The sequence below is a fragment of the Blastocatellia bacterium genome (genome assembly GCA_035275065.1).
Classification (GTDB): domain Bacteria; phylum Acidobacteriota; class Blastocatellia; order UBA7656; family UBA7656; genus DATENM01.
In genome coordinates this window covers 49,011-73,040 of record DATENM010000082.1, presented here as the reverse complement: position 1 = coordinate 73,040, position 24,030 = coordinate 49,011, and the positions used below count along the sequence as shown (strand labels likewise).

General features: G+C 60.7%; 18 protein-coding genes and 1 tRNA gene. 9 read left to right on the top strand and 10 right to left on the bottom strand.

Annotated elements, in window-relative coordinates:
• Positions 1-3: 3 nt before the first annotated feature.
• Positions 4-1,299 carry an exo-alpha-sialidase gene (locus tag VJ464_19285; protein ID HKQ07277.1) on the bottom strand — a complete coding sequence of 432 codons (1,296 nt, stop codon included), beginning with the start codon at positions 1,297-1,299 and terminating at the stop codon, positions 4-6.
• A 24-nt stretch (positions 1,300-1,323) separates the two neighbouring features.
• Complete coding sequence (locus VJ464_19280) at positions 1,324-2,682, bottom strand: histidinol phosphatase (protein ID HKQ07276.1); 1,359 nt, start codon at positions 2,680-2,682, stop codon at positions 1,324-1,326.
• 124 nt (positions 2,683-2,806) lie between these two features.
• Here VJ464_19280 and hutH point away from each other — a divergent pair, with 124 nt between their 5' ends.
• Positions 2,807-4,417, top strand: coding sequence for a histidine ammonia-lyase (gene hutH, locus VJ464_19275; protein ID HKQ07275.1), 1,611 nt, complete (start codon positions 2,807-2,809; stop codon positions 4,415-4,417).
• Positions 4,418-4,692: 275 nt separating this feature from the next.
• Positions 4,693-6,156, top strand: a complete 1,464-nt coding sequence (locus VJ464_19270) for a hypothetical protein (protein HKQ07274.1) — start codon at positions 4,693-4,695, stop codon at positions 6,154-6,156.
• Positions 6,157-6,372: 216 nt separating this feature from the next.
• Here VJ464_19270 and hisG read toward each other — a convergent pair whose 3' ends face one another.
• The 5 genes from hisG to nth form a co-directional block, all read right to left on the bottom strand.
• Positions 6,373-7,413 carry an ATP phosphoribosyltransferase gene (gene hisG, locus VJ464_19265; GenBank protein HKQ07273.1) on the bottom strand — a complete coding sequence of 347 codons (1,041 nt, stop codon included), beginning with the start codon at positions 7,411-7,413 and terminating at the stop codon, positions 6,373-6,375.
• A 1-nt stretch (position 7,414) separates the two neighbouring features.
• Positions 7,415-8,932, bottom strand: coding sequence for an ATP phosphoribosyltransferase regulatory subunit (locus tag VJ464_19260; GenBank protein HKQ07272.1), 1,518 nt, complete (start codon positions 8,930-8,932; stop codon positions 7,415-7,417).
• A gap of 45 nt (positions 8,933-8,977) precedes the next feature.
• A complete protein-coding gene (locus VJ464_19255; GenBank protein ID HKQ07271.1) occupies positions 8,978-10,681 on the bottom strand; it encodes a HisS family protein in 1,704 nt (567 codons plus the stop codon).
• A 133-nt stretch (positions 10,682-10,814) separates the two neighbouring features.
• A tRNA-His gene (locus VJ464_19250) sits at positions 10,815-10,888 on the bottom strand.
• 132 nt (positions 10,889-11,020) lie between these two features.
• The gene (nth, locus tag VJ464_19245) at positions 11,021-11,686 is read right to left on the bottom strand and encodes an endonuclease III (GenBank protein ID HKQ07270.1); all 666 of its coding nucleotides are present in this window, start codon (positions 11,684-11,686) and stop codon (positions 11,021-11,023) included.
• A gap of 108 nt (positions 11,687-11,794) precedes the next feature.
• Here nth and VJ464_19240 point away from each other — a divergent pair, with 108 nt between their 5' ends.
• Positions 11,795-11,971, top strand: a complete 177-nt coding sequence (locus tag VJ464_19240) for a hypothetical protein (protein HKQ07269.1) — start codon at positions 11,795-11,797, stop codon at positions 11,969-11,971.
• 22 nt (positions 11,972-11,993) lie between these two features.
• Positions 11,994-12,962, top strand: a complete 969-nt coding sequence (gene hemB, locus VJ464_19235; GenBank protein ID HKQ07268.1) for a porphobilinogen synthase — start codon at positions 11,994-11,996, stop codon at positions 12,960-12,962.
• 163 nt (positions 12,963-13,125) lie between these two features.
• Here the strand turns inward: hemB and VJ464_19230 are convergent, their stop codons facing one another.
• The 3 genes from VJ464_19230 to VJ464_19220 are packed head-to-tail and all read right to left on the bottom strand — an operon-like array spanning position 13,126 to position 16,121.
• The gene (locus tag VJ464_19230; protein HKQ07267.1) at positions 13,126-13,500 is read right to left on the bottom strand and encodes a hypothetical protein; all 375 of its coding nucleotides are present in this window, start codon (positions 13,498-13,500) and stop codon (positions 13,126-13,128) included.
• Between the two features lie 13 nt (positions 13,501-13,513).
• A complete protein-coding gene (gene aroB / locus VJ464_19225; GenBank protein ID HKQ07266.1) occupies positions 13,514-14,626 on the bottom strand; it encodes a 3-dehydroquinate synthase in 1,113 nt (370 codons plus the stop codon).
• 7 nt (positions 14,627-14,633) lie between these two features.
• The gene (locus tag VJ464_19220) at positions 14,634-16,121 is read right to left on the bottom strand and encodes a hypothetical protein (protein HKQ07265.1); all 1,488 of its coding nucleotides are present in this window, start codon (positions 16,119-16,121) and stop codon (positions 14,634-14,636) included.
• A 49-nt stretch (positions 16,122-16,170) separates the two neighbouring features.
• On the opposite strand from VJ464_19220, the gene VJ464_19215 reads away from it, so the two are divergent.
• The 5 genes from VJ464_19215 to VJ464_19195 all read left to right on the top strand — a co-directional run bounded on the left by VJ464_19215 (position 16,171) and on the right by VJ464_19195 (position 23,826).
• Positions 16,171-16,542, top strand: a complete 372-nt coding sequence (locus VJ464_19215) for a hypothetical protein (GenBank protein HKQ07264.1) — start codon at positions 16,171-16,173, stop codon at positions 16,540-16,542.
• A 141-nt stretch (positions 16,543-16,683) separates the two neighbouring features.
• Entirely contained in the window at positions 16,684-17,349 is a 666-nt protein-coding gene (rdgB, locus tag VJ464_19210; protein HKQ07263.1) for an RdgB/HAM1 family non-canonical purine NTP pyrophosphatase, read from the top strand.
• Positions 17,346-19,040: a carboxypeptidase-like regulatory domain-containing protein gene (locus VJ464_19205; protein ID HKQ07262.1), complete on the top strand. Its 1,695-nt coding sequence runs from the start codon at positions 17,346-17,348 to the stop codon at positions 19,038-19,040. Before rdgB ends, VJ464_19205 begins: the two co-directional genes overlap by 4 nt.
• 353 nt (positions 19,041-19,393) lie before the next feature.
• A complete protein-coding gene (locus VJ464_19200; GenBank protein ID HKQ07261.1) occupies positions 19,394-22,354 on the top strand; it encodes an ATP-binding protein in 2,961 nt (986 codons plus the stop codon).
• A gap of 71 nt (positions 22,355-22,425) precedes the next feature.
• Positions 22,426-23,826 carry a sigma-54 dependent transcriptional regulator gene (locus tag VJ464_19195; GenBank protein HKQ07260.1) on the top strand — a complete coding sequence of 467 codons (1,401 nt, stop codon included), beginning with the start codon at positions 22,426-22,428 and terminating at the stop codon, positions 23,824-23,826.
• The last annotated feature ends 204 nt before the right edge of the window (positions 23,827-24,030 follow it).

Genomic DNA, 24,030 nt, shown 5'->3' with positions numbered 1-24,030 from the left:
CGTTCATTGCTTATCGCCTTCGATCACCCACGCTTCGTTGAAATGGGCATGCTTGATGGCTTTGCGGGCCGGCTGACCTTCGGCGTCCTTGCCCACATCTTTTTTGTTCAGGTGATAGCTGTAGCTCGCGTGCAGCGAACCGTCGCGCGCTTGAATCATCGATGGGTAGTGGAAGGCTCCGGCTTCCAGGCTGCGCGGCTCGATTTCGAGATGCCGCGTCCACTTCCATGTCTGTCCCTCGTCGGTCGAGATCGACACCGCCAGGCTGTTGCGGCTCAATTCGGTGTCGTTATAGATCAAGGCCCAGTGGCCATTTTTGAGCGCGATGATTTCAGCGCCCGACCCCGGATTGGGAATCGCGGTATCGCGGTCGGCGCTCCAGGTCTTGCCGCCATCGCGCGACTCGCTGGTGTGCAGCCGCTTCGGCGGCGGGCCATTGTCGCGCATCAGTGTGAATAACGTGCCGTCTTGTTTTTTGACGATGCTCGGCTGGATGTTGCCGGCCCCGACAATCGGCGTGCTGGTCGTCCAGGTTTTGCCCCAGTCGTCGGTGATCGCCATCAGCGAGAACGAGAAGCCGTCAGAATAGAGCGGCACGATCAAGCGCTTGCCATCGAGAATGAACGGGTGGGCGCGAGTCATCCAGCCGAGGCGGCGGAATAACTTGTCGGCGGCATTCTTTCGCGTCCGCTCGATGTAAGCGGCGGCGGCCTCTCTCAGCTCTTGCGGCAAATCTTTGCGGCTGGCTTCGAGTGCCGTCATCGCTTCGTTAACCGTCGCTTCAAACTCAGGCCCCGGCGTGATGTGCAAGACTTCGTTCACGTCCCAGCGCGGCACGCCTTGCGGTTTCTGGTAGTCCGACGAGATGCGATACTTCATCAAAGCGGTGTGCCATTCATTGGCCAGGATGGTCGGCCACAGCAGCCAGAGCCTTTGCTGCGGATCGATGAACATCGTCGGGTTGGTGTCGGGATAGCCGAGGGTGTCGGCCATGGTGAAGCGCGCGTCCCACGTCTTTGCGCCTTTGCGCAGCCGCGCCCCTTCGATTTTCACGTCGTCGGCGGTGCGCTCGCCTGAGCCGTGGAACCAGCAGACCAGCAGGTCGCCATTCGGGCATTCGACAATGCACGACGCATGGTTGTGCCAGTGTTCGAGCGGGAAGATCAACTCGGATTCATAAAAGGCCGCGCCTTCGGGTTGCGGCGCGGCGCTCGGCGGCGAGGTCTTTGGCTGCGGCGCCGCGCCGCCGAGCAGCGCCGGCACGAGCGCAATGATGCAGGCGATCAGAGATTTGCTCATAGGTTTGCTCATCGCTTGATTCGCTCAACGCACGTAGATCGGGTTGGAGTATATCCAGGGGCGCATCTCGCTGTCGGCTTCAAGCCATGCCTCGACGCGGTAAACACCCGCCGCTTTCACCTGAAGCGTGATCTCGCGGCTTTCGCCCGTGGCGGCGACTTCGCCGTTCCGCAAGAGCTTCCAATGGCAGGCGACCGGCGCTTCGGCCTTCAACTCAAGCCCCGGCCTCAAGGCAATTTCATCGCCCATGAGCGCCACTGGCTTACCGCCGCTTGCAGAAGCGACAAAGGCAAAGCCGGTCGGGTCGCACAACCAGTCATGCGCGACATAAGCGTGGCCCTGTCTGAGCGCCTCGCGCACGGCGGCTTCGGTCAATTGGCCGGTCAGAATGTGTGTGCTGACGTAGCGAAAGCTGCGCTCGTAGGGGTCGAAATCCAGGCGCGCGATGAGCTCGCCCGGCTTGCGCCCGCTCGTCATCGCGGCCACCGCCGGCACTTGCGCGCTGGTCATTTGCCTTTTCTCCGGGCGGCTCGTAATGATTCCGACTTCGATGGTCTGTTCATCGACGACCGTGACTGTGAAGACTTGATTGTGATGACAGTCGTTCGCCGCTACGCCAGTCAAACGGCGATGCGCGGTGTCCGCATCCCACTTCTTCAGGATCGGCGCGAGATAATCTTGCTGGGCGGCGATGACCTCTTGCGGATACGTCGCAAGCGCCTGCTCGATCTGTGCGAGCCGCGCCCTATTGGTCATCGCGCCTTGCAGCCAGAAGTTGAACGCCGCCTCGTCCTTCACGTCTGTGTGGTGATTATAGATTTCCAGCCCGTCAAGGTTGTCGGTCGGCCAGTCGAGCTTGTCTTCGACATGCGAGAGAAAGATGTTGCCGCCGCCGGCCCGCGTCGCCGCGATCACTGCTTCGCGCGTCGGCGTCTGCTGGTCGCGCAGCGAGGCGATGGGATAAAGCAGAAAACCGTCGGCCTCGGCTCCCGGTATGAATAAGACGCCCTCGTGAATGCCGCGCCAGCTATCGGTGATGAAATCGCGTTCCGGTCGCCGATGGTCAGACAGCATGATGATATTGACGCCCGCCGCTCTGGCCGCTTTGAGCATTTCGGGTCGCGTGCCGCCGGTGTGCGGCGCGTCTTCGGCATGCGCGTGCAGGATAGCGCGATAGTCTGTCATCCCCGTCGGCAATCGCACCGGCCTGCGCGCCTGTTCGTAGCGCAGCCGCGCCTGATGAACCGCGGCCAGATGCTCCATGCCCATGCGCTCGACGCTAGTGTACTTTCTGCCGGGGCCGAGCTGGGATGGAGACTGGCCGAACGGGCTGCCGGTCAGGCTGAGCAGAAGGATTAAAATCAGTAAGGGGTGCGGGGTCATCCGGGGGATTCTACAGGATCAAGCAAAGCCTGAGAAGCAGGGGGCCGCTGCGGGCCGCTTCAGGCTTGCAGTCCGGGGCTCAACATTCGGGCGGCGAATGGAGTAAGATGAGGGCGGAGAACGTATGCCATCGAGCCCGGTTAATCCAGACATTCTCTTATTGGACGGCGAGACCTTGAGTCTTGAAGCGGTCATGGCCATCGCCAGGAACTTTCAACCGGTCGCTCTCAGCCCGAAGGCGAAAGAGAGAATGCAGCGGTCGCGACAGCTCGTCGAGCAATGGGTGCGCGAAAAGAAAGTCATCTACGGCATCACCACAGGCTTCGGCTCGCTGCAAAATCAAGTCATCCCGCCCGAAGAGGCCGAGCAATTACAGGAGAATATCTTGCTCAGCCACGCGGCAGGCGTCGGCGAGCCATTGCCCGAAGCGACGGTCAGGGCAATGATGGTATTGCGCGCCAACGCGCTGGCCAAAGGCTATTCCGGCATTCGCGTCGAAGTGGTCGAGCGCCTGCTCGAAATGATCAACCGGCGCGTCCATCCGGTCATTCCCATCAAAGGCTCTGTCGGATCGAGCGGCGACCTCGCGCCGCTGTCTCATATGGCGCTGGTCTTGATCGGCAGAGGCGAAGCCTTCTACACCGGCGAGCGATTGGGCGGCAGTGAGGCGTTAAGCAGAGCCGGAATTCGAGCCATTCATCTTGAGGCGAAAGAGGGGCTGGCGCTGACAAACGGCACACAGTTTATGACCGCCATCGGCGCGCTGACGCTCGGCGACGCTGAGCGACTGGCAAAGCTCGCCGACATTGCCGGAGCCATGAGCCTGGAAGCCGTGAAAGGCCGCAGCTCGGCCTTCAGGCCAGAGCTCCACCGGCTTCGCCCGTTTCCGGGCCAGATGCAGAGTGCTCAAAACATCAACGCCATGATCCGGGGCAGCCAGTTGATTGACGGCGAGCAGGTGATGCAGCGCCGGAAGACGAGCATTGCTTTAGACGAAGGCGTACGCGAGACAAAGGTTCAAGACGCTTACTCGCTGCGCTGCATGCCGCAGGTACATGGCGCGTCGCGTGAAGCGATGAGCTTTGTGCGGCGCACGCTGGAAATCGAAATCAATTCCGCAACCGATAATCCGTTGATCGTGCCTGAGCTGGAAGAGTCATTTTCTGCCGGCAATTTTCATGGGCAGCCGGTGGCGCTGGCGATGGATTTTCTCGCCCTCGCCCTCGCAGAGCTGGGCAGCATCTCGGAGCGCCGCATCGCGCGGCTGATGAACCGGCATGAAAACTTCGGCCTGCCCGCCTATTTAATCGGCTCGGTCGGGTTGAACACAGGGATGATGATGGCGCAGTACACGGCGGCGGCGCTCGCCTCCGAGAACAAAGTCTTGATTCATCCCGCCAGCGGCGACTCCATTCCGACTTCGTCCAACCAGGAAGATCACAACAGCATGGGCTCAATCGCGGCGCGACAGGCCCGCCAGGTGCTTGAGAATGTCGAATCGATTGTCGCGATTGAATTGCTGTGCGCGGCGCAGGCGCTCGGCTTCAGGGCAGACGAGGGCGCAGCCATGGGCGCCGGCACGCTTGCCGCTTACAAACTGCTGCGCCAACACATCCCGCAGCGGGCCAGCGACCGGGACGGCGAAATTCATCTCATCATCCACGAGGCTGTAAAGCTGGTGCGCGGCGGCGCGCTGCTCAGTGAAGTCGAGCAAGCCATCGGCCCGCTCAATTGAGCGTTAGTGCGCTCGGTGAAGCCCGGCGCTTCTTGCAGGGTGAGAGTCCCTACTGTGTAAGGTCTAACCAGCCACTCATACCGAGTGTTGTAACTGCAACTACGGAGGCCAAACGCTGTAATGCGAATCGTAAGAATATTTTTATGTGATAGAATGCTTCGATGCGGAGTACCCAATGTTGCGGATGTTGAAGAACTGGTGACCGATCCGGTGTACCTATATCCGCCTCTTCCCGTACTCTAACCTACAGATTGACTCTCTCAGGAGGAATGACAATGGCACATGAAGATCAATTTACGGCAACAGGTCCTGCCTTCACAGGATCAGGCTTCCCCAGGACAGGATTTTCCACGAATCGAGAGACTACCGATTTTATTTATGGAGCAAACGTTGAAGGCTCGCGGTGCGGAGTCGTTGGCAAGAGCACCAAAGAGAAGGGGTCTAGCAGGGAATCAGATATCGAGGGCGTCGGAGTTTTTGGCAGGGGCGACACCTTTGGAGTTTATGGTCAGGGTAACCTCGGGATAGCAGGCGTACTTGGTACCCAGAACAACATTCACAGACCCGACCATGATGGGGTAGGTGTCATGGGCGCTGTCATGCGCGGTGGAACTGGGGTTGTTGGTTTAAGCCTTAACAGCATAGGTAATCCGGCGAATCTTCTGCAAATATCTGGCTCAGCGGATGGGGAGGGGATTGGTGTGCTGGGATCGAGCGGTACAGGTACTGGAGCGAGAGGAGAAAGTGTCGATGGCAACGGCGTGCTGGGCCACAGCCAAAATAATGATGGTGTGGTTGGTGAATCGGACATCGATGGCAAGAGTGGCGTGTTCGGGTTCAACCGTAGCACTTTTGGCGCGGCCTTCGGTGTCACTGGAGCAACAAAATCACCTAACGGTGCAGGCGTTTTTGGTTTTGCTGACAACGGCGAAGAAGCGCGCGGAGGCGTCGGCGTGCGAGGCGACAGCCAAGGAAATGACGGTGTGGTTGGACAGAGCCAAGCGAATGGGAAAAGCGGTGTATTCGGGTTCAATTCGAAGACAGAAGGGGTCGCGTTCGGCGTGGTAGGGCGATGCGATTCCTCTCAGGGAGTTGGTGTCGCCGGAGGGAATAGCTCAATCGGCGGAACCGGAGTTCAAGGCATCTGCGATGGATTTGGCGGAGTTGGCGTCCTCGCTCAGACCGCCCGCTCAGGAATCGCCTTATTCGCCCATGACAAGGATGGTTCCGGCCTTGCGGGTTTTTTTGTCGGAGACGTGCGCGTGACTGGCAACCAAATTATATTCGGCACCAAGAGCGCGGCTGTGCCTCACCCCGACGGCTCGCACAGGTTGCTGTACTGTATGGAAAGTCCTGAGAGTTGGTTCGAAGACTTCGGGGAGGCGCGGCTAGTCGATGGCAAAGCGGAAGTGCTACTAGATCCTGATTTCGCCGCTGTGATAAAGAGCAACAAATATCATGTCTTTGTAACGCCGTATGGCAACTCAAATGGATTGTATGTGACGCACCGGAATAGTAAGGGCTTTCGGGTTCAAGAGCAGAATGATGGAAGCAGCAAGTTGACATTTTCTTACAGGGTTGTGGCAAAACGAAAAGATATTAAGGCCGAGCGCTTGGCAAAGATTACAGTTCCTGAACATCAGATATCGAAAGTACCAAAGCAGCCTCGCAAGCTCGTAGGTAAAAGACGATTAACGAGCGACAGCAGTTCTTATCACAAGCCCCCTGTTAAGAGCTAGATTCGGTGATCTAGAAGTAGCGCCTAACAATGCGTTGCAGCGGAGGCCACGAAGCGCACTGCTCATCGTTCTTTCAATGCCGTTCGTGGCCCCGCTGAACGCGAGCGTTGGCTAGAGCGGATTTCAATCGGGTGTAGCGCAAGGCGGTTAGATTGCGCCTGGACTCGCGCAATCTAACCGCCTTGCGCTACACGGCAAACGCAATCGACATTCACTCTAATACTCTCCCGGCTCTGCTGCGCCTTTCTTGATCGAGTGCATGAGGCGCTGGAATGATTCCGACTGCTCGCGATAGACGTATTCTGGCCGCGTGACGATCACCTCTTCGGCACCGCAGCGGCGCAGGTGGCGGACTAACTCATGCAGATTGGCCCGCGGGCAGGTCATGCGGATGACCACGAACGGCGATTCGCGGCGACTGCCCGAACGGGTGTCCTCCATCGGCAGCGAATAGGCCAGCCGCCACTGGTGTGTGAGGCGACCGATCTCAGTTAACCGCGACCGCTCGATGGCGGCCTGGATATTAAACGTGTCGCGGCCTCTCAGATAGCTCTCGATCATATCCAGAAAAGTTTCCAGCCGTTCGAGCCGCGCCTCGTCCCATGTGGCGATTCGCCGGCTGCCGATCAAACAAGCCTGCGACGAAACGACGATGCCATCCTTGATGACCTTCAGGTGATTGTCAGAGAGCGTCTTGCCTGAAGTCGTCAGATCGATAATCAGGTCGGCGGTGCCCGACGAAGGCGCGCTCTCGGTGGCGCCCAGGGATTCGACCAGCACATAATCAGTCACTCCCTGGCGGGCGAGAAAGTCGCGCGCCAGGTTGGGAAACTTGGTGGCGATGCGCAAGGTCCGCTGGTGCTTTAAGCGGAAAGCCAGCGCCAGCTCGGCCAGGTCTTCCATCGAAGCCACGTCAATCCAGGTGGCGGGCACGGCGACGACCAGCCGCGCATGGCCATAGCCCAGCTCGCGCAGGATGAGCGGCAGGTGATCGGAATTGAGCGCCTGCTCGCGGAAAAGGTCTTCGCCGGTCAGCCCGATGTCTGCCGCGCCGCCGGCGACTTTCGAGGTGATCTCTTCGGCCCTTTGAAAGAGAACCGAGACGCCTTCGATGCCGCCCAGGCGGGCGGTGTACTGGCGCTGGCTCTCGTACTTAACAGACAGCCCGGCATTGCTCAGGAACTTCAAGGTGCCTTCAAACAGGCTGCCTTTGCTCGGTATGGCGAAGATGATGTCGGGGTTGTTCGGCGCTGCCATTTTATCCTTTGCGTATGGACGACTCGACGAACTGTCGGAGATTGCTAATCTCGACCGCCTGCTCTTGGCGGCGGCGCATGTCTTTGATCTTGACCGCTTGATTGCGCAGCTCGTCTTCGCCGACGATGATCGTGAAAGGCACCTGCTCGTCGCCGGCATGGCCGAGGACAGTAGCGAGCTTGCGATGGTCAATGTCTGCGCGCACGCGCCACCCGGCCTGACGACAGATCTGCGCGATCCGCCATGCGTCGCTTTCCGAGACTTCGCCGATTCGCGTCAAGACCGCATCAACTGCATGATCGCCGCCATCGGCTTGTGGCGCGCTGGCCCGCTCAAGGGCTAACAGCAATCGCTCGACGCCGATGGCAAAACCGACGGCGGGGATTTGCCGCGGCGCGCCGAGCGAAGAGAGCAGGCTATCATAGCGCCCGCCGCCGCAAATCTGGCTCACAGGCCCCAGCGCGTCGTCATGAATCTCGAAGATGAAACCGCTGTAATATTCGATGCCTCTGCGGAAGCCGAGATGAAACTCGCTGCCCGCGGGCAGGCCGCCCATCTCCTTTAATAACTCCATGCGGCGATGCGCCATATTGAAAGCATGGCCCGGCGCGCCGCCGATCTTATGGAAGAGCTTTTCCAACTCGGCGAGCGCCGCATCAGGCGGGCCGCTGATGGCGGTGTACTCTTGCAAGACCGTCAGGCAGTCCTTCGGCAATTGCAGCTCTCTCTGAGTGAGGCGGCGCAGGAAGCTTTCGGCAATCTCGTCCAGGGAGCGCTGGCCGACCTCTTTTTCGACGAAGAGCGATAAGAGCTGGCGGATGACTGCGCGGCTGGCGTCTTCGCCAATCGTGGTCAGAATGTCCGCCAACTGCGCCGCCGCCGGGTCGCTGCTGTCGGCATTCCGCGGCAGCGCCGCGTAACGTTTGAGCAGCAACTGAAACGCGTTCTTCCGCCAATAATGCTCTAACAAGGTGGCGCGGACCGGCGCAGAGATCGGCAGGGCGTTGATGAATTCAGCCGCCAATTCCATGTCGCCCAGAAGCAGGCGATAGCCCGCGAGGCCAGCCGTGTTGATCGCTTCCAGGGCGAGGCTGATCGCTTCGACGTCGGCGGCGGCGCGGTTCTCGTTGCCGATGTATTCGACCCCGGCCTGAATGAACTGCCGGTAACGGCCCTCGCGAACCTTATCGAAGCGAAAGACGCTGCCTTCATAACTCAGACGGAGAGGCAGGCGGCGGTTCGGCATTCTCTCAAGATAGGCGCGCGCCGCAGAGATGGTCATCTCGGGGCGCAGGCATAGCTCATTGCCGCGCGGGTCGCCGAAGATGTACATGCGGCTGCGTATCTCTTCGCCCGAGCGCTGAAGGAAGATGTCCGAGCGTTCGAGCGCCGGCAGCATGATACGCTCATAGCCATAACGGTCGAAGGCCGCCAGACAGGTGTCGATGACTCGCAGCAGGCGACGGGCCTCGTCCCGCGTATAGTCTTTCGTGCCGGGTATGTGTTCAGGGTGCCTCATCAAGTTTTCAGGTGAGCGATTAGACTGGATCAACCTGTGCCGCGCTCAAGCCTCCGGCTGCTCGATGCCATGCCGCGCCAGAATTTTGCGGACCTCGGCGATTAAATCCGTCACGGGGACGGTGACCTGCGCGCCCTGCTCTTTCAGCCATGCGCTGCGGTCTGTGATCGCTTTCGATAGCTCGCGCCCCAGCCGCAAGTCTTTCAGCGACACCGTGCCGCTTTCAAACTCGCGCGAGCCGGCGATGACGGCGACGATAGCTTCGCGCTCGTCGGCGTACTTCATCTGCTTCTTGAAGCCGCCGCTGCCGAGGTACATCTCGGCGGCAATCCCGGCGCGGCGCAGTTGGAAAGTCATCTTCTGGTATTCGAGAATCAGCTCCTTGTCCATGACGGTGACGATCACCGGGGCCGACGCCTCGACGCCGGTGATCTTGCCCAGGTGACTGAGCGCCGCAAGCAAGCGGTCAACGCCGATTGAAGCGCCGGTCGCCGGAACCTTCTCGCCGATGAAGCGCTCGACCAGATAATCATAGCGCCCGCCGCCGGCGACCGAGCCGAACTGCCGCTTCTGGCCCGCTTCGTCGGTGGTCTCGAAGGTGAGCGCCGCTTCAAAGACCGGGCCGGTGTAATAAGCCAGCCCGCGAACGACCGTGGGATCGAAAATCACCCGGTCTTCCGCATAGCCGACGGCAGAGAGGAAGCGATCAATCTCGCGCAATTCGGCGACGCCTTCCTGGCCGATCTGTGATTCGCCAACCAGTAAGGCGAACTGCTGACAGACTTCGGCGCGCTGAGTCGCCGGCACCGAAAGCAGATCAACGATGCGCCGAATCTGCTCGGCGCTTAAATCGGCGCCGCGAGTGAAATCGCCGATGCGTGCGAAGCTCACAAGCTGCGGCGCGATCCGTTCGGTCGGCTCATGGCCAACGGCCTCGCCGACCGCGGCGAGAAGCTGACGCGCCGTCGGGAAATCTTGCTCCTTCAACGCCTGCAACTTTTCAACGTCTGAAGCAGAGAAGCCCTCGGCCCGAAACAGCCCTAAGACATGCTCGGCGATGCGGAAGCCGGGCGCTGATCCCTCGACGCGACCTTTGCCGAGCAACTCTTTGACGCCCTCGATGCCGACACGATCCAGCTTATCAATCGCTCGCAAGACGGTCAGCGTCGTCGCTTCATCTTCAAAGGCGATGCCGGCGGCTTCAAGCACGCCGTTGAGCGCCTTGCGGTTATTGACCCGAATGACATAATCGCCGCGCTTGATCCCCAGCGCCTCAAGCGCGTCGGCGAGCACGCAGCAGATCTCTGCGTCGGCGGCCATTGATGCGGTGCCGACCGTGTCAATGTCAAACTGGTAAAACTCGCGGAAGCGCCCCGGCCCGGGCTTTTCATTGCGCCACACCATGCCGACCTGATAGCGCCGGAAAGGGATGGGGATGTCGTTTTGATACTCTGAAAAAATCCGCGACAGCGGCGCAGTGAGATCATAGCGCAAGGCCAGCCAAGCGTTGTCTTCGTCTTGAAAGGCGAAAATGCCGCCCGCCGGCGTCGAGACGTCAGGGAGGAACTTGCCCAGGGTCTCGACATACTCGATTGCCGAAGTCTCCAGAGGAACGAAGCCGTAACGCTCGTAGACCTTGCGGATGGTATCAATCGTGCGCCGCCGCGCTAAAACATCTTTCGCGAAATTATCTCGGAAGCCTTTGGGTAAGCGCGGGATCGGGCGGCTTACGGCTTTTGGGTCGCTCATCATGGTCTCCTGACTGCGTAAATCGCGTCTGACGACGAATGGGCATTATACTCGCTGGCCAAAAGATTGACCATCTGAGGCCATGCTTTAGAGTGGGTTGGAGAGCGGTTAAGAAAGCTGAAAGGTGTGAAAGTACTGCCGTCGGGACTTGAACCCGAGACCTCCTGATCCACAGTCAGGCGCTCTAGCCAACTGAGCTACGGCAGCAAAATCTAAACGGTGATTATAAGAGGGGCCTTCGGCTCCCGTCAACGTGACCGGATAATCGCTTGGAGATTGTCCGAGGTTGATCGCTCATCTATCTCAATCCCTAAAGGCGTATCGCTCAGCTTTAACCGCTCAACGCGGATTCGTCACGCCGACCTGTTGGCACATCTCAAGCACCGGGCAGGTCGAGCATTTCGGTCGCGTGCCCGTGCAGACGTGCTTGCCGAAGGGCACCAGCAGCCGATTGATTTCAACCCAGTAGCGGCGCGGTAGCTTCTCCATCAGCGCCGCCATCGTCTTCTCAGGCGTCTTTGCCGCAATATAGCCCCAGCGGTTGGTGACGCGATGCACGTGAATGTCTACGCCGATAAAAGGCTGATCGCAGGCGATCCCCAGCACCAGGTTGGCACACTTCGGGCCGACCCCCTTGAACGACAGCAGCACTTCGGATTCGCACGGCAGCTCGCCGCCGTACTCGTCGGCGACGCGCTCGGCGATGGTATGAATGTTGTAGGCTTTCTGCTCGTGAAAAGTCGCCGGGCGGATGATCTCATCGATCTCCTCGGGCGTCAGCCTTCGCATCTCGTCAGGGGTGCGCGCCCGCTCGAACAGGCGACGCGCCGTCGGCAGCATGACCTCGTCATAGGTGCGGATCGAGATGATGCAGGCGACCAGCTGCTCGAAGGTCGAATTGAAGCCGTCTTCGGCCAGCTCGAAGAGCGCCGCCTTCGGAAATGGCTCGACGGCTTTGCGGATGGCGCGGATGGCCTCGCTGATGTCAAAAGGACGTTTCGCCATTGGCCCTCACGGTGAGTGAAGTTTCATTCGTCCATCAGCTTGATCTTATCACAGCCGCTATATTTCTCTCCGCGGTCGCGGCGCAGTTTGCTATACTACTGAGCTGGAATGGCAATCTGCTCCAAATGCAATCTAACACCTGAGGTCTTGCGGCTGCACAAGTGCGCCGTCTGCTTCAAGCTCGTCTGTGACAGGTGCGCGGTGCGGCGTTACGCGCAGATGTTCTGCTCGGAGCCGTGCGCCAAGGTCTTTTTCTTCCCCGACGAAGACATGAGCGGGTTGTAATCATCACCAAGGAGTTTTCCGCATGAATCTCATCCAACGTCCGCGTCGGCTGCGGCGCAGCGAAACCTTGCGCGCCCTGGTGCGCGAGACCAACCTGACGCCTGATGATTTCGTCTACCCGCTCTTTGTCTGCGAAGGCGAAGGCGTGCGCCGCGAGATCAGCGCGATGCCCGGCTGTTTCAACCTGTCGATTGATGAGCTGGTCAAAGAGGTCGCCGCGGCGGTGGGCGTCGGCGTCCGCTCGGTCATCCTCTTCGGCGTGCCCGACGAGAAAGACGCCGCCGGAACGCAGGCTTATGCCGAAGACGGCATCACGCAGCGCGCCATACGAGCCCTCAAGCGCGAGGTCAAAGAAGCGTTCGTGATTGCCGACAACTGCCTCTGCGAGTATACAGACCACGGTCACTGCGGCGTCATCCGCGACGGCGAAGTGTTGAACGATCCGACGCTCGACCTGCTGGCGCGCACCGCCGTCTCACAGGCCGAAGCCGGCGCCGACCTGATTGCGCCGTCGAATATGATGGACGGCTTTGTGGGCGCCATCCGCGCGGCGCTCGATCAATCGGGCTTCGATCATTTGCCGATCATGTCTTATGCGGTCAAATATGCGTCGGGCTTTTACGGCCCGTTCCGCGAGGCCGCCGGCTCGGCGCCGCAATTCGGCGACCGGCGCGGCTACCAGATGGACCCGGCGAATGCCCGCGAGGCGTTGCGCGAAGCTCAGCTCGATGTCGAGCAGGGCGCAGACATGCTGATGGTCAAGCCGGCGCTGGCTTACCTGGACATCATTCGCGCCGTGCGCGAGCGCTTTGATCTGCCGCTGGCCGCCTATCAGGTGTCGGGTGAGTATTCGATGATCAAGGCCGCGGCGCGCCTGGGATGGATTGACGAAGAGCGCGTCGTGGTCGAGACATTGACCGCCATCAAACGCGCCGGCGCCGACATCATCCTGACTTACTTCGCCCGCGAAGTGGCCGCGCGCATGGCTTAAAGCGATTTGAAGATCAGTTTGCTCATGTGGCGCAATCTGTTAGATTGCGCAGCGACTCGCGCAATCTGTTAGATTGCGCCACTTTCATGAATCAACGGCGCGACCTTTGAAGTCGCGCCGTTTTTGATTTGCTGCATGGCGATTTCGCTGCGTGCGGTATGGATTACAATTCCTTGCCGACGACCGTATGCTCGACCTTCCAACTGTAGGTGGTGACGAGCAGATCAACCGAGCGCGTGTAATTGACGCCGATCTGAACGCCCGGCCCGACGCGCTGCATCAGGTTGATGCTGCCCTCGGGCAACTCGTAGGTACTGCGAATCTTGGTGATCTCCGGCACGATGCGCTCGTCTTTGAAGCTCCGCACCGTGGCGATGCGCGCCAGCTCTTCCACGTCAAAGATGACCTTGCGCTGTTCGACGTAGACCGGCACCAGCTTCAGCATCAGAAACGCCGCGCAAAAGAGAACGAAAAGGATGACGATGGTTTTGATGCTAACGGCACCGCGCTCCCGCGCGCGGCTCTCTCTGCTATTCATGGCGTTGCTCTCCCTATGAAAGCGGCTGCTCGAAAAGAGCATCCTTGAGGGCTGCACGAATGATTTGCAGGGGCACGTCGGCGCGCACAACGACACGGCCAATCTGAGTCGGCAGCACAAAGGCCAGCTGTCCGGCCTCGGCCTTCTTGTCGTGTGCCATTGCAGAGATTATATCATCGAGCGCAAGAGTTTTTGCCGATGGCAGCGGCCCGGCACGCCGCACCGCTTCATCGATTAACCGGCGCTCGTCACTCGCTAGCATTTCCAGCCGCTCGGCAAGGCGCGCCGCGGCGCGCATCCCGTGACCGACCGCTTCGCCATGCAGGAAGCGGCGATAGCGCGTCACTGCTTCGAGCGCGTGGCCGACGGTGTGGCCAAAATTTAAAATCCGCCGCAAGCCGCCTTCGCGCTCGTCACGCGCCACGACCTCAGCTTTGATCTGGCATGAGCGCTCGATGAGGTGTGTCAGCTCGCCCAGGTCGAGGAGCTTTAAGCGGTCAAGCTCGCGATAGATGCGGTCGAACAAACGGCGGTCGCGGATGACGCCATACTTGATCGCTTCGCAGAGGCCGGCGCGCAGCTCGCGCCCGGGCAGCGACTGGAGCGTCAGCGGGTCAATGGCGACGAGCGCCGGCTGGTGAAAAGCGCCGATCAGGTTCTTGCCGAGCCGGTGATTCACACCCGTCTTGCCGCCGACCGAGCTGTCTATCTGCGCCAGCAAGGTCGTCGGCACCTGAGCGAAGCGAATGCCGCGCAGGTAGGTCGCGGCGACAAAGCCGCTGAGGTCGCCGACCACGCCGCCGCCCATTGCCACGATGACGTCCGAGCGCTCGATGCGCTGCTCGATCAAAAAGGTGTAGAGCGTTTCCGCCGTGCCGAGGGTTTTGAAGCGCTCGCCGTCACCGATGAGAACCTGTGGCGTCTTGAACCCTGCGCGCCGCAGGCTGCGCGCCAGGCGGCGGCCATAGAGTTGATCTACTGTCGGGTTGCTGACGACGACGGCTCGCCGCGCCCGCTCGCCGACTGCCGCGCGTAATAGATCTCCCACTTCATCCAGCAAGCCGGCGGCGACATGAATGGCGTAGCTGCGCTGCTTGAGTTTGACCCTGATCGTTGCGGTTTCCATTCGGCTTCTATTTCAATACCTCATTGAACTGATCGATCAGCGGATCGATGATAATCGGGCCGATACCGATCTGCGCGGCCATCTCGTCGGCGCTATAACGGTCGCCGGTCTCCCAAATCTCTTTCAGAAAATTTCCCGCCTGCGGCGCGGCCCACCAGCGCTGGCCGAAACGCGATTGCAGATGCTCGCGCAGCAGCAACGCCAGCGCCGTGGCGCGGACGTAGTTCGCCACGTAAAACGCATCGTCGGTGTCCGAGAGATATTCCGTCTTCGAGGTTTTAAAGCGCGTCGCCTGGCTCAGCGATTCGGCATAATCATCGGCGGCGCGCCCCAGGTCTTCACCCGCATGCAGCCGCCGCTCGTAACCGAGCTTGGTGATGATGCGCCGCGCCACCATCAGCTCGACCAGCATGAAGGCGCGAATGAAGTCGCGGTTGTCGGTGAAGCCGAGCACTTCGCCGAGCCATGCGCGATCCGTCAGCAGATGATGAAAGAGAAAGGCGTAAGATTCGCTCAAGGCGTAATCGCCGGTGTACTTGAACTCCGGGCGCAGCCCCGCTGCCGTCCAGGCGTAGTGCTGCGCGTGACCGCCTTCGTGCAGCAACGACTTGTAATCGGCCTGCCCGCCCGCCGGGCGGATGATCAGTTTAATGTCATCCGGCACGACGACCGGCACGCAACAAGCGCGTGGCATTTTGTGCGGGCGGATGGCGTTGTCCACTTCAACGTTGCGCTGCGCGTCAACATGGATGCCGAGGCCGTCCATGGTCTGGCGATAGACTTTCATCAGGCGCGACGCCGGAAAGCGCCCGTCGAAGCGCGTCAGGCGCATCAGGTGCAGGTAATCGCAACGCTCGGCCTCATCGATGTGAATCCCGAGGTGTTGCTGCAAGGCTTCGTTGAGGCGGGCGACGTAGAGCGATTCGGTGCGCGCCAGCAGCGGCGACGCGGCGCGCTCGACCGTTTCGTAATCGAGCTGCCGCAGTTGCCCAAATAGCTTTGTGTAGCTTTCATAACCAAGCGAGCGGGCGGCCTCGTGAAGCTTCATCAGGCGCTCGGCGCGCAGGTCGTTGGCCGAAGCGATGACCGACAGCCGCCGGGCGTCAAGCGCCCGCCGCATCGCCTGGTCGGGCGCTTTAGCGATGGCGACCACCGTTTCCTGAAAGGTCAGCGTGCGCCCCGCGAATTCGACGGTCGCCGATGCTTCCAGGGCGCTGACTTCTTCGGTCAACTCTTTGACGGCGTCTTCGAGGTGCTGCTCGACGGCAAAGCGCAGCAGGTGGCTGAGGGCGGCGCGGTCGGTCGCGAAATGCTCGGCGGTGTCGTCGAGCTGCCGCTGGAGCTTGGCGATGGTGTCGCGTGAGAAGAGGTCGCTGAAGCGCTCGTAGACCGGGGCCAAGTCCAGCGCGGCTTTCTGGCCGGAGCCGAACAGGTAATGCTCGCGCATCACGGCGGCGTTGAACTCGGCGTAATCGCGGCGGTACTGGTCGAGCATCGAGACCTCGGAAGTTCGGAAGGTTTGAAGATAGGGCGCAGCGCCCGGCGTGTCAAGAAGGCAGGCAGATCAAGGAGAGCATCGGCTGGACAAAAAAATAGGCGATGCGGCGTGGGAAGACCGCATCGCCTTGTGTCCGGTTACTGTCCTCACCACAGTAACCGATAATCGAGAACAGGAAGTGATGTTGCCATCACCCGTATCTCTTGCCCCGCATACGCCTGAGCAATCAAGGTGCCACGGCGGCCCGGCACTCATTCCGGTAATGATCTCCAACAAAACAGCGCAGATAGTGCTTTTTGTCGGCGCGGCGGTGGGCAGACAAACCTATGACGCGTGTAAAAAATACATATTTTGGGTGGAAATTTTTTCTTGCCTGACATCGCCGGCGTGTCGGGCCGAACAAGAATTTGCGGTTTAAATTACGTTGAGCCCGTCTGCCGGTGAATCCTCAAAGCCGCAGCGTCCTGACGGCGTTTACTGCAATCGGTGTGCAAGAAAGGCGGGCGGCGCGGTTCTCTGGTAGCGAGCCGCTCGTCTGCCGCCGTGTTATACTTCGGCTATGAAGCTGCTGCTGGCAACGACTAACCGCGGCAAGGTCAGCGAATTACGACGCATCCTGGGCCAACAGCCCATCGAGCTGGTTGGCCTCGACGCCGGGGATTCAACCGAAGAGATTGAAACTGCTCAGACCTTTGCGGAAAACGCTTTGCTCAAGGCGCGCCATTATCACAGACAAACGGGATTGCCGACAATTGCCGACGATTCGGGGCTCGAAGTCGCGGCGCTCGGCGGGCGGCCCGGCGTCGCCTCGGCGCGTTATGCAGGGCCTGGGGCATCGGACGCCGAGCGCATTCAGAAATTGCTCGGTGAGTTGAAAGACGTTCCCGCCGATGGCCGTGCCGCGCGTTTCGTTTGCGCGGCGGCGCTGGTCTGGGCGGCGGGCGAGCAGGTCTTTGAGGACGAAGCGCGCGGGCGGATTCTCGACGTGCCGCATGGCGTCGGCGGCTTCGGCTATGATCCGGTTTTTCTCTACCCGCCGCTTGGCAAGACGTTTGCCGAACTGAGCGCCGAAGAGAAGGCTGAGATCAGCCATCGCGGTCGCGCTTTTCGCCGTCTGGTCACGTGGCTTGAAGCGGCGCGCGTGCTTGACACCCCAAAGACGGGTGATAAAATGATACTTCCTACTGGTGAGTCCTCTGCTTCCTCCAGAAGAGGTGACGTATGAAACACGCTTCCAGACTCTGGGCTTTGCTTGTCGTCGGCGTCGTCTTGAGCGCCGGCGCGACGGCCCAAGCGGGCGCTGCCACGGGCTCGATACGCGGTCTTGTTCTCGACGCGCGTGGGAATCCCCTGGTCGGCGCAGCCGTGCTTGTACTGGCCGAAGACGTCAAGGCCGGCAAGGTGATCAAAAAGGCCAGCACCGATAATGAAGGCAAGTTCATCGCCGCCAACATCGTGCCGGGCCGCTACCGCGTGAAAGCCGCTGCCGACGGCTTCAAGCCGGTCGAGATCGCCACCGACGTGCGGCCCAATCAAGTCACCGTCTTCGATTCGATCTACTTGCGTCGGGTGACGACGTTGAGCGAGCAGACCAGCCTCAACACCGATTCCAAATATGCGGCGCGCGGCGCCCGCAACGTCGTCTTCCATTACGACGAATATAACCCGAACCCGACCGACGCGCGCGGCGATGACACGGTCGCGCTCACAGACCGCACGCCGGAGATGCACGGCGTCGTCAACACCTTCGCGCAGGCGAGCACCAGCGACACGGCCGAAACCATGCCGTTCTTCGGCACCAACTTCGCCATCTCCGAGCAGATCGGCAAAGATGCCAACTTCGTCCTTACCGGTCAGGCGGGCGTCGGCACCGGCGCGCCGCAAAAGCTACAAGCCCTGACGACCGCCAACGTCGGTGACCGTCACCGGTTCGCGGTGGCGCTCGGCTATGGGCGCTTCACGTTTTCGCGCCACGGCAGTGTGCCGCGACTCGGACAGTTCTCGTTGTCAGCGACCGACACCTGGCAAGTCGCCGGGCCTGTGCTGATCGTTTACGGCCTGGAATTCGCGCGCTTTTCCGAAGGCGCTTCGGGCACCAGCGTCCTGCCGCGCTTGGGGCTGGCCATTGATGCCACGCCGCGCACACGACTGTCGGCGGCGCTCGTCCCCGGCACGTCGAGCGACGTGCAATCGCGCGTCAAGCTCGAAGCCGGCGAGATCGAGTTCACCGAGCCGAAGGCGGTCGCGGTGATGAATGCGGCAAGCGGCGATCAGCAGCCGTTGATGGATCGCAGCTATCGCTTGCAGTTCGGCGCTGAACAGATTCTTTCCGATAAGTCCTCGGTCGAGATGATGGCCTTCTTCGACACGGTTTCAGGCCACGGCGTTGGCCTGCTGGCCGTCCCCAATGATGCGCAGACCCAATCGGAATTCCGCGCCGTCGAACAGGGAGGCCGTCAGCGCGGCATGCGTGTCGTCTATCACCGCCACGTCAACCGTGTGGTGGAGGCGTCGGTGGGTTATGCCTTTGGCGAGGGCCAGCAGCTCGACGAGCGCGGCATCACCGACCCGGCGCACCTGTTCCGCAACGCTGTCTTCCAGGTCGTTTCGGCGAAAGTGGATGCGAACTTCGTGACCACCGGCACGCGGGTTTCGACCGTGCTGCGGGTCGCGCCGACGCAAGCGGTCTTTGCCATTGATCCGTTCCAGGGACAGGTGGCGACTTACGACCCGAACATCAACGTGATGCTCACGCAGGATTTGCCGAGTCTCGGCTTCCTGCCCGGCCAGTGGCAGGCCATCATTGATCTGCGCAACTTGCTTGACCAGCAAGGCGCGGTCAGCGACGAGCGCCAGGAACTGGTCGCCAGCCGTTTCCACCGTCTGGTGCGCGTCGGTCTGTCGTTGAGATTTTAAGCATAAAGATTTGCCTGCCAAAGATGCAGGCATTGGTAGAGAGAGACTAAGAATCTGCTTGTCCCGTCCGTGCGCTTGTCCGCTTAGGAGCGTCTGTTTTCAGTTGTGCCTGCTACGCCGTCCCGTGCCCCCAGGGTTGGTTTCTAGTCGCCTTAGAAACCGGTTTCGCGTTGTATCCGAAAAATTGGACGCTGTTCCAAAATTATGGACTCTGATGCTGACCATACCACGGTAGGAGCTGAAAAGCCTTGATTTTTCAGGCACTGTGACCGTGGGACGGGCTGGAATAACAGTTGCGGTTTTTACCCTGATAGCCTCTTTGTGGGCGTCTGATTGCGCGTGAGGTCGAAGCGATGAAGGAGTTGCTGACAAGAATCAGGTTGATCGCCGTGCTGGCGGTTACTGCGCTGCTTGTCGCCCTCGGCGTTTTGAACCTGCGCGACCGCCTCGGCCCGAACACGGTTCCTACGGATGGCGTCACCTGGGAAGAGACTGCCAACGGCCTGCGCGTGAAAGCCGTTGACCCTGCCTCGCCGCTGACCTGGAGAGTCAAGAAAGGCGACCACCTGCGCGCCGTCTACTTTGTCAGCAAGCGCGCGCTCAACGAGCCGCCGCAGCCGCTCGAATACGAGCAGGTCAGCAGCCTCGAAGTCCTGCACCGCTACCTTGACCGCCAGGGCGTCGGCGGCGATGCGCGTTATGCCGTCGAACATAACGACCCCGTTCTGCAAAGCATCTACCGAATGGAAGGGCCGTCGCTCTTCGACGTCGACTTCCGCATCGTGGCGGCGCCGCGCTACCTTGAGCGCAGCCTCTACCTTGCCTTCATCGGCCTGGTCTATCTCGGCATCGGCCTGTTCGTGCTGTTCCGCCAGAACCGCGCCGAGTTGACTTATCACTTCTACGCCTGGTCGTTGCTCTCGTTCATCGTTTACTTCTACAGCGCGACGCTCGAATTCACGCCGCTCGACCGTCTGGTCAGCTTGCTCGACAACGCGGCGCTGGCGTTGCTGGCGCCGGTCTTTTTGCATCTCTGCGCCAACTTCCCCGCGGGCGGCAAGCTGGCGCGCCGCGCACGGCTGACGCTCGGACTGCTTTATCTGCCGGGCCTGGCGCTCGTCGCCCTGGATATCCTCTGGCACTACCAGCCGCAGGTTGGCGTCTTTGCCGGCGGCGGCTTGATCAAAGCGCGCAACCTGCTCGATAGCTTTGCCATCGGCCATCTGGCGGCCTATTTCGTCGCCGGCGGCGCGATACTGGTGCGAACCTTTGTGCGCGCCGGCAGCCCGCTGCTCAAGCAGCAACTGAAGTGGATCGTCTGGGGCATTGCGCTGGCCGGCCTGCCGTTCGCCGCGCTCTACGCCATCCCTTACATCAGTCAGTTCGAGATCACGCCGCTGATGGAGACGCTGGCCTATGGGCCGCTCATCCTGATCCCGCTGTCGTTCGGCTATTCGATTGTGCGCTACCGTCTGATGGACGTAGACGTTATTGTGCGCCGCAGCTTCGTGCATGCGATGGCGACGCTGGCCGTCGCGGCCATCTACATGGCGGTGCTGCTGGCGGTGAGCGATTTCGTCAAGTTCGTCTGGGCGACGGCGGATTTGAATTCGTGGAAGACGCGCGTCGTCGTCGTCGCCGGCATGCTGGTCGTCGCCATGCTGTTTGCGCCCATCAAGAACAAGCTGAACGAGTGGGCCGACCGCTGGTTTTACGGCGCGCGCTACACCCTGCGCACCGGCTTGCAAGATTTCGGGCGCACGCTGGCGCAGACGACGGCGCTGCCGCAACTGCTCGACTCGCTGGTGCGCCGCCTCGCAGACATGCTGAGCGTGCGCAAAGTCGCCATCTTTATCGAAGAGCCGCTCGCGCCTTCAGGCTTCCGCCTGGCGCACTCTTCGGGGATCGAAAGCGAATTGACGCTGCCCGACGACATCAAGCGCTCGCTGCGACTGTATGCCATCGGGCGCGGCTTCATCACGGCGGCGGACTTGCTCAACGGCGACAGCGACAGCGACGAAACCATCAATCACGACGAGCTGGCTTACTATGTGCCGTGCGTCGTGCGCGACCGCATGGTGGCGATCATCGGCGTGGGCCGCACGACGGCCGGCGCGATGCTGACCAGCGAAGACACAGAGCTGTTGCGGGCGCTGTCCGGGTACGTCGCCGTGGCGATTGATAACGCGCTGCTCTACCGCTCGGAGATGGAGAAGGCCGGCGAGCTTGCGCGGCTCAAAGAGTTTTCCGAGAATATCATCGAAAGTGTCAACGTCGGCATTCTCGCCGTCGACTTCGACGGCCACATCACGACCTGGAACAGCGCGCTCGAAGAGATCACCGGCATCGCCCGCGAGCGCGCCCTGCGCCGCGCCATCGCCGACGTCTTGGATCGCGACCTGATCGAAACCGTGCAGGCGGCAGTCGGCGACGCCGGCTGGACGATCCGCGAAGCCCGCCACATCTACAAGTACAACACGACGACCGAAGACGGTCGCCCGCTGACTTTGAACATTTCGATTGCGCCGTTCGAGGCGGCGCACGGCGTCGTCACCGGGGCGCTCATCGTCCTTGAGAACGTCACTGAACGGGCGCAGCTCGAAGAACAGTTGATGCAGCGCGAGAAGCTGTCGAGCATCGGCTTGCTCGCCGCGGGCGTCGCCCACGAAGTCAACACGCCGCTTGCCGGCATCTCGTCTTACACGCAGATGCTCTTGCAGCAGATCACCGAGGCCGACCCGAAGCGCAAGCTGCTTGAAAAGATTCACACGCAGACCCTGCGGGCTTCGGGGATCGTCAATAACCTGCTGAACTTCTCGCGCACCGGCGACCCGCAGTTCCGCGAGGTTGATCTCAACCGCGTCCTCGACGACACCTTGCAGCTACTTGAGCCGCAACTGCGCAACGCGCGGCTTGAGATCGTCCGTCATTACGGCGCCGAGCTGCCGGCGGCCTACGGCAACGCCTCGAAGCTGCAACAGGTCTTCATGAATCTGGCGCTGAATGCGCGCGACGCCATGCCACAGGGCGGGCGCTTGACGATCACCACCCGTGCGGTAGACACGTCGCTGGTCGTTGACTTCCGCGACACCGGCATGGGCATTGCGCCCGAGCACATCGCGCGCATCTACGACCCGTTCTTTACGACAAAAGAGGTCGGCCAGGGCACGGGGCTCGGCCTCGCGCTATCCTACGGCATTATTCAAGAGCACGGCGGGCGCATCTTCGTCGAGAGCCGCCCGAATGAAGGCGCGCACTTCACCATCAAGCTTCCCACCGCCTTCTCGCGCCAGATGCAGGCCGCGAGCGATTAAGCATCCCCCTCTATAGCCGCCGATTCAATTTACTGGCAGACGCGGGCGGCAAGTTGGTAACATTTTCTTCTATGGCAAAAAAAGGAAGTATTCTCGTCGTTGATGACGAAGAAGTCATGCGCGACGTTCTTGATAGCTTGCTGACCGCCGAAGGCTACGAAGTCGAGCTGGCGCGCAACGGCGAAGAGGGACTGGACAAGTTTCAGCAGCGCGCCTTTGATCTCGTCCTGCTCGACGTATCGATGCCCGGCATCGGCGGCTTGCGCACGCTCGAAGAGTTGTTGAAGCTCGACCCCGAAACCGTCATCGCCATGATCACGGCCTACGCGACCTTTGATACCGCCATCGCGGCGATGCAGCGCGGCGCTTTCACGGTCATCCCCAAGCCTTTCGACAATCGCGAAATCCTGCGGCTCGTCGCCGGCGGCCTGCGCCGCCGACGCAAAGACGAAGAGCGCCGCACCTTGAAGCAGGCGCTCAAGCGCAGCACCGAGCAGCGCGAGATCGTCGCCCGCAGCGACAAGATGATGGAAATCCTCGCCTTTGTCGAGCAGGTCGCGCCGGCGCGCACGACCGTCCTGGTCACCGGCGAATCCGGCACCGGCAAAGAGCTGATCGCCCGCGCCATTCACAACATGAGTCAGCGCGCCGACAAGCCATTCGTTACCGTGAATTCGGCCAACCTGCCGAGCGAGCTGCTCGAATCCGAGTTATTCGGCCACACCCGCGGCGCTTTTACCGGCGCCATCGCCGCCAAAAAGGGTTACTTTGAAGTGGCTGACGGCGGCTCGATCTTTCTCGACGAGATCGGCACGATTTCGATGGAGACGCAGGCCAAGCTGCTGCGCGTCATTCAGGAACGTGATTTCACGCCGCTCGGTGACACGACGCGTCGCCAGGTGGACGTGCGCATCATCGCCGCCACCAACGTTGACCTGCGGCAGGCGGTTGACGAAGGCTCGTTCCGCGAAGACCTCTTCTACCGTTTGAATGTCATCTCGATCAACCTGCCGCCGCTCAGGGAGCGCCGCGAAGACATCCTGCCGCTGGCGCAGCATTTCATCCGCAAGTACGCTAGCGAAAACAACCGCGAGATCACCGACCATCTCAGCCCCGACGTGCTGTCGGCGCTCGAAGCCCACACCTGGCCCGGCAACGTCCGCGAACTGGAGAACGTCATCGAGCGCGCCATCATCATCGCCCGCGCCGGCGAGCTGAAGCGCGAGGATTTGCGCGAAGAGATATTGAATCCGCAAAGGAGCGCGGCGCAGACCGGCGGCCAGCGGCTCGCGACGCAGATCGATCTGTCGCGCGGCATCTCGTTTTATGACGAAGTGAACCGCTTTCAAGTCGAGCTTATCCGCCGCGCTCTGGAAATCACCGGCGGCCATCAGTCGCGCGCCGCCAAGCTCCTGGGCATGAACACGACGACGCTCAACAGCAAGATTCGCTATTACAATATTCGGCTTTGAGGCAAGAAAGGAAAACCTAACAAATGAAATCTCCTTCACTGGAAGATAATGTCAGATTTATCCGTAGCGAGGATATTGTGATTAACCTGGTATATGTCACTGCGGTGACGCGGACGCGGAATGACGCTGGATCAATTGTCACTGAGATACGACTGTTAAACGATGAAACGCCTTACCGCTTTCCAGGTGAAGAAGGTGATAGGC